Raw genomic sequence first — 12,064 nt, 5'->3', positions numbered from 1 at the left:
TCAGTCCCATCACATAATAGGCGGTGGGACTAAACCACTGGGGAAGAAGGCATGATCTATATCACGTTCCTGGCGGGGCTCTGTTTCCTGCTGGTAGGCGCTGAAATGTTGGTTCGCGGCGCTTCACGGCTGGCGGCCCGCCTCGGTATCTCTCCGCTTGTCATCGGCCTGACGGTCGTGGCCTTCGGCACCAGCTCGCCAGAGCTGGCGGTCAGCATCAAGGCCTCCCTGGCGGACCAGGCGGGTATCGCCATGGGTAACGTTGTGGGCAGCAACATCTTCAACGTGCTGTTTATCCTGGGGCTTTCGGCCATGGTGACGCCTCTGGTGGTCGCTCAGCAGCTGATCCGTTTCGATATCCCCTTGATGGTCGCCCTCTCGGCGGCACTGTTGCTGCTCGTGCTGGACGGACAGCTCAGCCGCCTGGATGGCTTGCTGTTGGCGGCGGGGCTGGTCGCCTATATTGCCTTTCTGCTTTACCAGAATGCCCGTTCCCGCCTGGACACAACGGCCGAGAGCGACAGCACGCCTCCGGCCAGCAACGCCTGGGTGGTCAACCTGGTGCTAGTGGTGGCAGGCCTGGCCCTGCTGGTGCTTGGCTCCCGCTGGCTTGTCGAGGGAGCGGTAACCTTCGCCAGTTATCTGGGCGTCAGCGAGCAGGTGATCGGCTTGACCATCATTGCGGCGGGCACCTCGCTGCCCGAGGTCATGACCTCGCTGATCGCTGCCCTGCGTGGCGAGCGGGATATCGCCGTGGGCAACGTGGTGGGCAGCAATGTGTTCAACATTCTCGGCGTGCTGGGGGTGAGCAGCCTGATCGCCTCGTCCGGCATCACGGTGCCTCCCGCCATGATCAGCTTCGACATTCCCGTGATGCTGGCCGTCGCAGTGGCCTGCCTGCCGATCTGTTTCACCGGTGGCGTCATCCAGCGTTGGGAGGGGGCCTTGCTGCTGGGTTACTACATCGCCTACACCCTCTACCTGATCCTGGCGACAACCCAACATGATGCGCTAGCCGGGTTCACCGGGGTCATGCTGTACTTCGTGCTCCCTCTCACGCTCCTGACGCTGGCGATTCTCAGCCTGCAAGAGCTGAAGCGCCGCTCTGGCAGGGTCGTCTGAGCCCACTGTTCTGCCACGATCACTCGGGAGAATCTCCCAGGACTAACACTCAGAACTATCGCTTAGAACTATCACCCAGGACTATCGGATTCGGGGTCACTGCTGGACGTCGCAGACGTGGCGGAATCTGCCGGTGGGGCGAGGCGAAGGTCGATATAGTGCAGTACAGCCAATTGGGCGAAGAGAAAGGCAAAGCAGATAACGATGCCCTGGATCATGATCGTATTCCGGAAGGGGACCTGCATGCATCATAGGCGAGCTTTGGCCAGGCCCGCCATGGAATTCTTGGTTCGAAACCGGCGCTGAGTGCCCCAGCACCGGTTCCTGTTCCAGCTCCTGTATCGCCAGGTGTTTTCCCGGCAGAGAAGCGCCATCAGGTCCAGATCCTGCTTATCGTCGTATTCGCTCAACGCCAGGGAACTGGCCACCTTACAGGGCATACAAGGGAGGTTAACGAGGGTCTATCCCATCTCACACCGGCGGGGCGCGCCACAGGTCGGCAATATCCGGGGGAAGCTGGCCCTCGACATCCTGGATCTCACCGTCACTGATCTGGTCGCGCAGCGTGGTGAAGACCCGGCGCGTCAGCGATTCCGCCTCCTCAGCGGAGACATCGAGATCCGCCGCGATCCGCTCGAGGAAGGTCTTCTTTCCGAACCGCTGCGGTGCCTCCTCCTTGCCATGTCGGCAATGCGCCAGCAGCTCCCGAAGCTTCTGGGGAAGCTGGGCTTCCATGTCCTGCGATTCCTCGGGCTCGATGCGACTCTCCAGAGTACACAGCACTGCCACGGCGGCGCACTCGGCCTCGTCCTGACGCAGGTCGCCGGGTAGGCACAGTTCGTTGATGAATGTCTTGTAGGTGGTCTCGAGGTGCCCCTCATGGCGCACCTCACGTTCTCTCTGAAGCTCTTCCTCAGACTTGCCGTGATGGCCCATAGCGGAATCTCTCCTCGATTGTCGTTGGTCGAATGATCGATCCGGCCGTATCGCAACGAGGGGTCGTGTCCCCGACGCGGCACCGGCCGGGCGTTTCGGCTCGCAGGCAGCAGCCTATCAGTCGTGGCCCTTACTCGCCCGCCAGCTTGTCCTCGGTGCGCAGCTCGAAGTCGCTGGCGTCGTGGCGCTCGTGGAGCTGCATTTCCGGCTCGCCGAAGGTGCGGTTGACCATGCGCCCACGCTGCACCGCCTCGCGGGCATCGATCTCGCGGGCCCAGCGCTGCACGTTCTGGTACTTCTCCACCTGAAGGAACTCGCCAGCGTCGTAGAGCCGGTCCAGGGCGAGCTGGCCGTACCAGGGCCAGCTGGCGATGTCGGCGATGGTGTAGGTATCGCCCGCCAGGTAGCGCGTCTCGGCCAGGCGGCGATCGAGCACGTCGAGCTGGCGCTTGGTCTCCATGGCATAGCGGTCGATGGGATACTCCAGCTTCTCCGGTGCGTAGGCGTAGAAGTGACCGAAGCCGCCACCGACGAAGGGCGCGCTGCCCATCTGCCAAAACAGCCAGTTCAGTGTCTCGGTGCGCCCAACCGGGTCATCAGGCAGGAACTCACCGAACTTCTCCGCCAGGTAGAGCAGGATCGCGCCCGACTCGAACACCCGGATTGCCTCGGGCGTGCTGCGATCGACCATCGCCGGAATCTTGGAGTTGGGATTGATCTCGACGAAGCCACTCCCGAACTGGTCGCCCTCGCCGATGCGGATCAGCCAGGCATCGTACTCAGCGCCCTCGTGGCCTCGTGCCAGCAGTTCCTCGAACATCATCGTGGCCTTCACACCGTTGGGCGTACCCATGGAGTAGAGCTGGAAGGGATGCTTGCCAACCGGCAATTCCTTGTCATGGGTGGGCCCGGCGATCGGGCGGTTGATGCTGGAGAAGGTGCCACCGCTGGCCTTCTCCCAGGTCCACACTCTCGGCGGAACGTACTCGTTATCCTGGCTCATGAAACCTCCTGAATGGCGGATGAAGGGATGATCATCCTGCGCCGGCGCGCAGCAAGCGAAAGAATCGATGTCTCCGACGATAACCCCTCAAGCCTTCATCCGCGAGTCCGCCGGCCGATGCTGCCGACCCTCTCCGCCGCCGGTCGACGTAATCCCGGCTCTCAGACCGGGCCGCAGCAAGCCTTGAACTTGCACTCGCTGCCACAGGGGCAGGTCTTGCGGTCGGGATGTGTCATGAGAGTGAGCCTTCACTTCGGCAACGATGGGCAGCAGGTTACATCAGGTCACCGATAGCCCTTGTCTGGCGACATGTAAAACTGCCTCCAGAATGTGGCAAGTTCTCCAGGAGGGCGGCCGAGTTGGGCGAGGCCTTGCCGAGGGCCTGACCGCCGATGCCGCTTCACTCGTTGCGTTCCCGCCCGTTCCGATCGGGCATTGCGCTCGAGCCGTCACCGGGGGACGTCGTACCGTCCGGGTTGTCGCCGAGATCGTCCGAGCCAGACGGCAGAACCTCCGGCACAATGGCGCCCTGATTCTCCGAGAAGGTACCAGGCTGCAGGCCTTCCGAATCCATGGCGCCCTGATCCTGCGAGTAGGTGCCGGGCTGCAGGCCTTCCGAATCCATGGCGCTCCGATCCTCCGAGAAGGTACCAGGCTGAAGATCTTCCGAATCCATCGCTCCCTGGCCTTCGGCGTAGGTGCCAGGCTGCAGGCCTTCCGTATCCATCGCGCCCTGGCTCTGGTCAGAACGAATGTTTTCATCTGACGTCTGGGCAAATGTCGGAAGCGCAAAGGCAAGGAGTGCCGCACCTGCGATAGTGGGAATCAAACGCATAGACGATATCCTTCAATCTGGAAGTGTGCAGTGCATGCTGATCATACCCAAAGCGTATGCAGTCTTTTCCGCGCTGGTCAAAGGATGGGGCATCAGAGAAATGAGGGACTTTCCTCGCTTCTTGCTGCGTGGCTTGGGCTCCGTACGTCAAGCCTGTGCCCAGCCAAGCCAAGAACCTCGCCATCCTCTATATCGACGACGGGCCACGGTTAGCGCCGTTCCACGACCTGATGAGCACGACGCTTTACAGCGGCCTCTCGCGTCGCTTTGCGTTTCGCATCGCCGATGAGGATCGCCCCGGCAGCATCGAGCGTTCCCACCTGGAAACGCTGGCCCGCTCGATGCGGTTCCAGCCACGCTACTTCCTGTACCAGGGGCTCGAAGTCGCCGAAAGGATGCCGGCGGCCATCGACAAAACCTTCACCACCTTGGGAGCAGAAGCCCATCAAGGCACCGAACTGACACTGCTGGAGGGGTTGCAACGACGACTGCTGAGCAACTGCACAAAGATGCCAGCGCGTTGGGCAGTGGGCCATGGCTAAAACCTGACATCAATTGAAGAGGGAATGAGGCTATGTCCCCCACTGCCACGCCTCGATTAGACGATGAAACCAGGTCAGCAAGGTTTCCTCGACCAGTGATGGCCGATTGGTGCTACCGTTCATCACTTCTTATCCCGCTTGACCTGCTGTTCCAAGGCTTCCAGCGACCGCAAGTCCTCAAGATCGGCTTCGACAGCGTCACTCTGTCGGCGCTGGGTATCGAACAGTTCGTAACGTTCATGAGCAACACTTCTCGCCTGTTCCGCGCTGATACTCCTTGCTCCCTCGAGAATGGGACTGTCGTTGAATTCCAGCAGGCGGTCCACATTCTGACGCCAGTAATCCAGTGTCAGATCCTTGCGTTGCTTGGCACGCAGCTCCGCCTGTTCGAGGAAGATCACCACCAACCGGTTCAGGGTATCGATCTCGTCAGCTGTCAGGTAATTCTTGGCCACCGTGACGTCCTGCTTGCGCACCCGCGCCCCCTGCCAGGTGGTAAGCGCCATGTTGGGCGCCCCGGCATCGGCCCGATTGACGACGATCTCGGCGGCAGTCTGCTCGGTAACGGCATACAGGAGCTTGTTCTGCACCTCGGCAAAGAAAATCGGTGCATCCCGGTCATCGGCTCGGTAGTCACTGCTCAGAGTGAAGAGGTCCCGTATCTTCTGATAGAAGCGCTTCTCCGACGCGCGTATGTCACGGATGCGTGCCAGCAGCTCATCGAAATAGTCCCAACCGCCGGGCTCTTTCAGACGCTCGTCGTCCATGACGAAGCCCTTGACGAGGTATTCGCTGAGGTTGGCCGTGGCCCACTGGCGGAACTGAGTGCCGCAAGGCGAGCGCAAGCGATAGCCGATCGCCAGAATCATCGGCAGGCTGTACCACTTGACACGGTAGCGCTTTCCATCAGAGGCAGTTATAAAGGATTCCTTTACAACTGAAGCCTCTGATAACTCGCTTTCATTCAATATGTTACGAGAATGAGTACTGACATTCTGCTTGGTGGTCGCAAATAGCTCGGCAATCTCCGCCTGGGTCAGCCAGACGGTGCCGCTTTCGGTGCGCAGGTGGATGGCGGTGCGACCATCATCGGTCTGGTAAAGAATCAGTTCGCTGGCATCCATGCGATTCCCCTCCTTATCTCGGAGACAGGAAACCCGCCACGCGGGCGGGTTTCCTGAAGACTAGCACGGCGGAATGATCACTCCCACTCGATCGTCGCGGGCGGCTTGCTGCTGACGTCGTAGGTGACGCGAGAGACGCCGGTGATCTCGTTGATGATGCGGTTGGAGACGGTCTCCAGCAATTCATAGGGCAGGTGCGCCCAGCGGGCGGTCATGAAGTCGATGGTCTCCACGGCACGCAGGGCGATCACCCACTCGTAGCGGCGGGCGTCGCCGACCACGCCGACGGAGCGCACCGGCAGGAAAACGGCGAAGGCCTGGCTGGTCTTGTGGTACCAGTCGGCCTTGTGCAGCTCTTCGATGAAGATGGCATCGGCCTCGCGCAGGATATCGGCGTACTCCTTTTTCACCTCGCCAAGGATGCGCACGCCCAGGCCCGGCCCCGGGAAGGGGTGGCGGTAGACCATGTCGTAGGGAAGGCCGAGCTCGACGCCGAGCTTGCGCACCTCGTCCTTGAACAATTCACGTAGCGGCTCGACCAGCGTGAGCTTCATGGTCTCGGGCAGGCCGCCGACGTTGTGGTGTGACTTGATCACGTGGGCCTTACCGGTCTTGGCGGCGGCGGACTCGATCACGTCGGGGTAGATGGTGCCCTGGGCCAGGAAGTCGACGCCCTCGATCTTGCTGGCTTCCTCGTCGAACACCTCGATGAAGGTGTTGCCGATGATCTTGCGCTTGGCCTCGGGGTCGGCCTCGCCCTCGAGCTTGGAGAGGAACAGCGGCTCGGCGTTGACGCGGATCACCTTCACGCCCATGTGGCGGGCGAAGGTCTCCATCACCTGCTCGCCTTCGGCCTTGCGCAGCAGGCCGTTGTCGACGAACACGCAGGCCAGCTGGTCGCCGATGGCCTTGTGCAGCAGGGCCGCCACCACCGAGGAGTCCACGCCGCCGGAGAGGCCGAGCAGCACGTGTCGGTCGCCCACCTGCTCGCGAACGCGAGCGATCTGATCCTCGATGATCTGGGCCGGGGTCCAGAGGCGCTCGGCGCCACAGATCTCCAGCACGAAGTGCTCGAGGATACGCAGGCCCTGCAGGGTGTGGGTCACCTCGGGGTGGAACTGCACGCCATAGAAGCGCTTCTCCTCCCAGGCCATGGCGGCGATGGGGCAGCTCGGCGTGGAGGCGGTAACGGTGAACTCGCTCGGTATCCGGGCAACCTTGTCGCCGTGGCTCATCCAGACGTCGAGCAGGTTCCTGCCGGTCTCGTGGTCGATGTGGTCCGAGATATTGCGGAACAGCGCGGTCTCTTCATCGATGCGGATCTGGGCGTAGCCGAACTCGTGAACGTGGGAGCCCTCGACGGCACCACCGAGCTGTTCGGCCATGGTCTGCATGCCGTAGCAGATGCCCAGCACCGGCAGATCCATCTCGAACACGCACTGCGGTGCGCGAGGCGAGTCCAGCTGGGTGACCGACTCCGGGCCGCCGGCGAGGATGATGCCGTTGGGCGCGTACTCGCGGATCTCGGCCTCGGTGATATCGAAGGCGCGAACCTCGGAGTAGACGCCGATCTCGCGCACCCGGCGGGCGATGAGCTGGGTGTACTGGGAGCCGAAGTCGAGGATCAGGATCTTGTGGGCGTGAATGTCTGTCATCAGGCCTTTCCTTTGAGAGGCGAACGGCCCGGAAACACGAAAGCTGGAAGCGGCGCGGCCACTTCCAGCTTCAAGCTTCCGGCTTCAAGCTAGCGTTAGCCCGCGCGGTAGTTGGGGGCTTCCTTGGTGATCTGCACGTCGTGCACGTGTGACTCGGCGAAACCGGCCCCGGTGATCTGCACGAACTGCGGCTTGGTGCGCATCTCCTGGATGTCGCGGCAGCCGGTGTAGCCCATGGAGGCACGCAGGCCGCCCATCAGCTGGTGGACGATGCCGCTCATCATGCCCTTGTAGGGCACGCGACCCTCGATGCCTTCCGGCACCAGCTTCTCGGCGCCCTCGCTCTTGTCCTGGAAATAGCGGTCGGCGCTGCCCTGAGTCTGGGACATGGCGCCCATGGAACCCATGCCGCGATAGGCCTTGTAGGTGCGGCCCTGATAGAGCTCGATCTCGCCCGGGGCCTCCTCGGTACCGGCCAGCAGTCCGCCGACCATAACCGTGCTGGCACCGGCGGCCACGGCCTTGGCCAGGTCGCCGGAGAAGCGCACACCGCCATCGGCGATCAGCGGAATGTCGTAGGGCACCAGCGCCGCGGCCACGTTGGAGACGGCGGTGATCTGCGGCACGCCCACCCCGGCGACGATGCGGGTGGTGCAGATGGAGCCGGGGCCGATGCCTACCTTGACGGCGTCGGCGCCGGCCTCGGCCAGCGCCTGGGCGGCCTCGGCGGTGGCGATATTGCCGCCTACCACCTGGACCTGCGGGAAGTGCTCCTTCACCCAGCGCACCCGCTCGATCACGCCCCGGGAGTGGCCGTGAGCGGTGTCGACCACCACCACGTCCACGCCGGCCTCGGCCAGCGCGGCGATCCGATCCGGTGTCTCGGGGCCGGTGCCCACGGCGGCGCCGACCAGCAGGCGGCCGTCGGCATCCTTGGCGGCATAGGGGAAGGTGCGGGCCTTCTCGATATCCTGGAAGGTGACCAGGCCGCGCAGGCGGAAGTCATCATCCACCACCAGCATCTTCTCGACACGGTGCTCCTGCATCTTGCCCTTGATGACGTCGAGCCCGGTGCCCACCGCCACGGTGACGAGCTTCTCGCCGGGGGTCATGATGTCGGCCACGCTGTCGCCATGGTTGGGCTGGAAACGCATGTCGCGTTGGGTCACCAGGCCCACCAGGGTCTCGCCCTCCACCACCGGGAAGCCGGAGAAGCCGTGCTCGGAGGCCATCGCCAGCAGGTCCGCCAGCTTGGCATCGGGCCCCACGGTGACGGGGTCCTTGACGATCACGCTCTCGTGCTTCTTGACCTTGCGCACCTCGGCGGCCTGGTGGGCGATGGTCATGCTCTTGTGGATGATGCCGATGCCGCCTTCCTGGGCCATAGCGATGGCCAGTCGGGCTTCGGTGACGGTGTCCATGGCGGCGGAGACGAGCGGGATGTTCAGGAAGAGGTCGCGGGTCAGGCGGGTCCTGAGGCTGACGTCGTTGGGCAGGACATCGGAATACCCGGGTACGAGTAATACGTCATCGAACGTAAGCGCTTCTTGGGCCATACGTAGCATTGCGGCGACACCCAGTGAACTGGTGGGAGGGAGGAAAGTTAATCCCCCATTATAGCGACCACGACCGGGGGCCGGCAATGCGAGTCGTGGCCGGCCCCCGTCACTCAGCGCGGCGGAACTCGCGGCGCCAGCGCGCCAGGAAGGCGGCGCGGCGCTGGGGATCGACGAAGGCCAGTAGCGAGGCGCTGAGGGGAATCGGGAAGAGCCGCTCGCCCACCTGATCGCGCAGCCGCGCCGCCGTGTAGGGCCCGACGATGTCCGGGCGCACGCTGAACAGCGTGGTCTGGCCGGCCAGCACCCGCTGCCCCTCGCGGCCGAGCAGGAAGTTGACGAAGGCCTCGGCGGCCACCGGATGCGGCGCGTCGCGATGGATGAAGGCCATGCGCATCATTACCAGCGCGTAGTCCCGAGGTACCTGCACGATCACCTCGGGGTGCTGCTGGGCCCAGAGCATAGCGTAGGAACCGAGCAGGTTGTAGCCGAGCCAGTAGCGCCCCTCACTCAGCCCCTCGAGCATCGCCCGGGTACTGCCCTCGAGTTGGGCGTTCACCCGCCCCATGCCGGCCACCAGGTCCCAGAAGCGCGGCGTGTAGCGGGCGTCCTGCTGGTAGAGCGTGTAGCCCACCCCGCTCTTGAACGGCGAGTAGCCAGTGACCTTGCCCTCGAGCTTGCCCGGCTCGGTGGTCAGCAGGGTGTACAGGTCAGCGTGGGTCTGGGGCGGCGCCATGTGGCGCGAGAGATCGAGCCGGTAGGCCATGACGATGGGTTCGAAGGTGAAGCCGAACACCTCGTCGCGCCACTTGGCCCAGGCTGGCCAGCGCCGCGCCGCCGGCGAATCCAGCCGCCGCGCGTAGCCTTGGTTGACCCGCGCCATCTGCCAGGGCATCGCCGAGCTGATCACCACGTCCGGCGCCGGGTCGGCCTCGCCGATCCGCGCATCAACCTCCAGGGTCGAGCGGTCGCGGAAGTCCAGGGCGATGTCGGGATGGGCGGCGCGGAAGGCGTCGAGCAGCGGTGCGACCACCTCGCGGTCAAGCGCCGCCTCAACCACCAGCGGCGTCGACGCCGCGTGCAGCGGGGCGGCCCCTGCCAGCAGCATCGCCAGCAGGACCAGATGCAGACCGACTCGCCATCGCGTCATGGAGTCTCCTTGGGATCGCACAGGGGCAGGTGAAGTCTCACCACCAGGCCGTGAGGCTTGCAAGTCCCCAGCGTCAGCCGACCGCCGAGCCCCCGGGCGATAGAGTCGACGATCGCCAGACCCAGCCCGGAGCCGTCGGTATCTTGGCGCCCGCCCCGCTCGAAGGGCTGCAGCAGCCGCTCGCGGGTATCAGCCGGCACGCCCGGGCCGTCGTCCTCGACGAAGAGCACCGCCTCGTCGCCGTGGACCGCCACGCCGAGGGTGATCACGCTGCCCGGCGGGGTGTAGCGCAGGGCGTTGTCGATCAGGTTGCCGAGCAGCTCGCGGATCGCCCAGCCCTCGGCGCACACCCACAGCGGGCCGTCGGGCAGCTCAGCCAGCCCAAGGTCATGGTGGCGCGCCACCTCGCGCCCGGCCCACTCCAGCACGGTCTCGCGCAGCACAGCGGCGAGGTCCAAAGGCGCCACCGCGTCGGCCTCGCCTAGGTGGCGCAGGCGGGCGAGGCTCAGCAACTGGCCGGCCAGGCGGCTGGTGCGCCCGGCCCCCTCGTGCACCGCCGTCAGGGCGGCCTGCCAGTCGGCCGGGTCCTCGCTCTGCAGCGCCAACTCGCTGGTGCTCTGCAGCCCGGCCAGCGGTGTCTTGAGCTGGTGGCTGGCGTCGGCGGTGAAGCGCAGCAGCTCCTCGCGACTCTGGCGCTGGCGGGCGAACAGGTGGTCAAGGGTCTGGGCCAGCTCACGCATCTCCTCGGGCACCCGGGCATCGAGCGGGCGCATGTCGTCGGCGTCTCGGTGGCGCAGCTGACGACGCAGCCGGCGCATCGGGCCGAGCGCCACCCGCAGGGCCAGGGCCATCAGCACGCCGGCCAGCAGCACCATGGCCACGAAGCGGGTCAGGGTGCGCTCGAAGAGCTCATCGGCCAGCGCCACCCGCCCGCCGCGGGTATGCCCTACCCAGATCTGCACCGGCTCCTGGGAGACCCAGCCTGCCGAGTCATACTCGCGGCCGTAGAGCCGCCAGGCGGCGCCGTCGAGGCGGGTGGTGAGCGCCATCGGCGCGCTGGTCACCTGTTCGCGCCAGGCCGGCTCGATGGCGAAGGGCAGGTTAGTGGACACCGCCTCGCCGTCGGCGTCGAGCACGGCGTAGAAGACCCGCTCCTGGTGCCGGGTGGCCAGTATCTGCAGGGCCGCTGCCGGCACCTCCACCAGCGGCTCGCCCTGTTGCCACTGCACGGCCTCGGCGATCGTCAGGGCGGCGGCCTCGAGCTGGCTGTCGTAGGCCCGCTCGGCGGCCCGGTGGGTGCTCATCCAGGCCTCGACCATCAGCAGTGCGCCGAGGCCGGTGACGGTGACCAGCAGCCACACCGCCAGGCGGCGCTTGAGCGAGCCCGTGACCTCGATCACCCGGCATCGTCCTCCAGCCGGTAGCCCAGCCCGCGGAAGGTGCGAATCTGAAACCCGGAGCCGACGAGCCGCTTGCGCAGCCGGCTGACGTAGACCTCCAGGGCGTTGGAGCCCACCTCGTCGAAGCCGAACAGGCGCCGCTCCAGGGCTTCGCGAGGGGCGATGCTGCCGGCGTGCAGCAGCAGCCCCTCGAGCAGGCGCAGCTCGCGGCGCGGCAGCGCCAGCGGAGCGTCGTCGAGGGTCGCCGCGCCGGTGGCCGGATCGAAGACGAGCGTCCCGTAACGCAGCCGGTTGTCACTGCGCTGCTGGCTACGCCGCAACAGGGCCCGCACCCGGGCCTCCAGCTCGGCGAGCGAGAACGGCTTGGCGAGGTAGTCGTCGGCGCCGTGGTCGAGGCCGCTGACGCGATCGTCGACGGCGTCCCGGGCAGTGAGGATCAGCACCGGGGTGGTGTCGCCGCGGTCGCGCAGCGCCGACAACAGACTCAGGCCGTTCCCGTCGGGCAGGCCGAGATCGAGCAGCACCAGGTCGAAGCGGTCGTGGCGCAGGGCGGCCGCGCCCTCGCCATGGGTGGTGAACACCTCGACGGTATTGCCCAAGGGAGACAGTGCCTGCTCCAGCGAGCGGGCGATCAGTACATCGTCCTCGATGACCAGCAGGCGCATACGACCAATGTCTCAGGGAGTGACAGGCAAGGTGACAGGTTGATGAAAGGTGACGGGCCTAGCATCGCCCTGGCCA

12 protein-coding genes are annotated in these 12,064 nt (G+C 65.1%); 2 read left to right on the top strand and 10 right to left on the bottom strand.

Annotation, left to right across the window (positions count from 1 at the left end; all coding sequences use genetic code 11):
• Positions 1-51: 51 nt before the first annotated feature.
• On the top strand, positions 52-1,122 hold the full coding sequence (locus BMY30_RS07080) for a calcium/sodium antiporter (protein ID WP_089712019.1): 1,071 nt from the start codon (positions 52-54) through the stop codon (positions 1,120-1,122).
• 471 nt (positions 1,123-1,593) lie between these two features.
• Here the strand turns inward: BMY30_RS07080 and BMY30_RS07075 are convergent, their stop codons facing one another.
• From BMY30_RS07075 to BMY30_RS07065, 4 genes are all read right to left on the bottom strand, one after another.
• Complete coding sequence (locus BMY30_RS07075; RefSeq protein WP_089712017.1) at positions 1,594-2,058, bottom strand: DUF2267 domain-containing protein; 465 nt, start codon at positions 2,056-2,058, stop codon at positions 1,594-1,596.
• Positions 2,059-2,188: 130 nt separating this feature from the next.
• Positions 2,189-3,061, bottom strand: coding sequence for a glutathione-dependent disulfide-bond oxidoreductase (yghU, locus tag BMY30_RS07070; protein ID WP_089712015.1), 873 nt, complete (start codon positions 3,059-3,061; stop codon positions 2,189-2,191).
• Positions 3,062-3,222: 161 nt separating this feature from the next.
• Positions 3,223-3,297, bottom strand: a complete 75-nt coding sequence (locus BMY30_RS18460) for an SEC-C metal-binding domain-containing protein (RefSeq protein WP_425283426.1) — start codon at positions 3,295-3,297, stop codon at positions 3,223-3,225.
• A gap of 164 nt (positions 3,298-3,461) precedes the next feature.
• The gene (locus BMY30_RS07065; RefSeq protein WP_089712013.1) at positions 3,462-3,896 is read right to left on the bottom strand and encodes a hypothetical protein; all 435 of its coding nucleotides are present in this window, start codon (positions 3,894-3,896) and stop codon (positions 3,462-3,464) included.
• A 155-nt stretch (positions 3,897-4,051) separates the two neighbouring features.
• Here BMY30_RS07065 and BMY30_RS07060 point away from each other — a divergent pair, with 155 nt between their 5' ends.
• Positions 4,052-4,438 carry a HipA domain-containing protein gene (locus BMY30_RS07060; RefSeq protein ID WP_211607275.1) on the top strand — a complete coding sequence of 129 codons (387 nt, stop codon included), beginning with the start codon at positions 4,052-4,054 and terminating at the stop codon, positions 4,436-4,438.
• Between the two features lie 122 nt (positions 4,439-4,560).
• Here BMY30_RS07060 and BMY30_RS07055 read toward each other — a convergent pair whose 3' ends face one another.
• The 6 genes from BMY30_RS07055 to BMY30_RS07030 form a co-directional block, all read right to left on the bottom strand.
• On the bottom strand, positions 4,561-5,562 hold the full coding sequence (locus BMY30_RS07055; protein ID WP_089712011.1) for a virulence RhuM family protein: 1,002 nt from the start codon (positions 5,560-5,562) through the stop codon (positions 4,561-4,563).
• 77 nt (positions 5,563-5,639) lie between these two features.
• Positions 5,640-7,217: a glutamine-hydrolyzing GMP synthase gene (gene guaA / locus BMY30_RS07050; RefSeq protein WP_089712009.1), complete on the bottom strand. Its 1,578-nt coding sequence runs from the start codon at positions 7,215-7,217 to the stop codon at positions 5,640-5,642.
• 95 nt (positions 7,218-7,312) lie between these two features.
• On the bottom strand, positions 7,313-8,782 hold the full coding sequence (guaB, locus tag BMY30_RS07045) for an IMP dehydrogenase (RefSeq protein WP_089712007.1): 1,470 nt from the start codon (positions 8,780-8,782) through the stop codon (positions 7,313-7,315).
• Positions 8,783-8,882: 100 nt separating this feature from the next.
• The gene (locus BMY30_RS07040) at positions 8,883-9,923 is read right to left on the bottom strand and encodes an ABC transporter substrate-binding protein (RefSeq protein ID WP_211607273.1); all 1,041 of its coding nucleotides are present in this window, start codon (positions 9,921-9,923) and stop codon (positions 8,883-8,885) included.
• Complete coding sequence (locus BMY30_RS07035; RefSeq protein ID WP_089712006.1) at positions 9,920-11,323, bottom strand: sensor histidine kinase; 1,404 nt, start codon at positions 11,321-11,323, stop codon at positions 9,920-9,922. Before BMY30_RS07035 ends, BMY30_RS07040 begins: the two co-directional genes overlap by 4 nt.
• Positions 11,320-11,988, bottom strand: coding sequence for a response regulator (locus tag BMY30_RS07030; protein ID WP_089712004.1), 669 nt, complete (start codon positions 11,986-11,988; stop codon positions 11,320-11,322). The genes BMY30_RS07035 and BMY30_RS07030 overlap by 4 nt, the downstream gene beginning before the upstream one ends.
• Positions 11,989-12,064: the final 76 nt, after the last annotated feature.

Origin of the sequence: Halomonas daqiaonensis, assembly GCF_900109725.1 — a bacterium.
Classification (GTDB): Bacteria; Pseudomonadota; Gammaproteobacteria; order Pseudomonadales; family Halomonadaceae; genus Halomonas; species Halomonas daqiaonensis.
Note: the sequence above shows the minus strand (reverse complement) of the source record. Positions and strands in the feature narration are given on the sequence as shown.

Coding starts and splice junctions, on each gene's coding strand:
- BMY30_RS07080 (WP_089712019.1), top strand. CDS start 52: ATGATCTATATCACGTTCCTGGCGGGGCTCTGTTTCCTGCTGGTAGGC.
- BMY30_RS07075 (WP_089712017.1), bottom strand. CDS start 2,058: ATGGGCCATCACGGCAAGTCTGAGGAAGAGCTTCAGAGAGAACGTGAG.
- yghU (WP_089712015.1), bottom strand. CDS start 3,061: ATGAGCCAGGATAACGAGTACGTTCCGCCGAGAGTGTGGACCTGGGAG.
- BMY30_RS07065 (WP_089712013.1), bottom strand. CDS start 3,896: ATGCGTTTGATTCCCACTATCGCAGGTGCGGCACTCCTTGCCTTTGCG.
- BMY30_RS07055 (WP_089712011.1), bottom strand. CDS start 5,562: ATGGATGCCAGCGAACTGATTCTTTACCAGACCGATGATGGTCGCACC.
- guaA (WP_089712009.1), bottom strand. CDS start 7,217: ATGACAGACATTCACGCCCACAAGATCCTGATCCTCGACTTCGGCTCC.
- guaB (WP_089712007.1), bottom strand. CDS start 8,782: ATGCTACGTATGGCCCAAGAAGCGCTTACGTTCGATGACGTATTACTC.
- BMY30_RS07040 (WP_211607273.1), bottom strand. CDS start 9,923: ATGACGCGATGGCGAGTCGGTCTGCATCTGGTCCTGCTGGCGATGCTG.
- BMY30_RS07030 (WP_089712004.1), bottom strand. CDS start 11,988: ATGCGCCTGCTGGTCATCGAGGACGATGTACTGATCGCCCGCTCGCTG.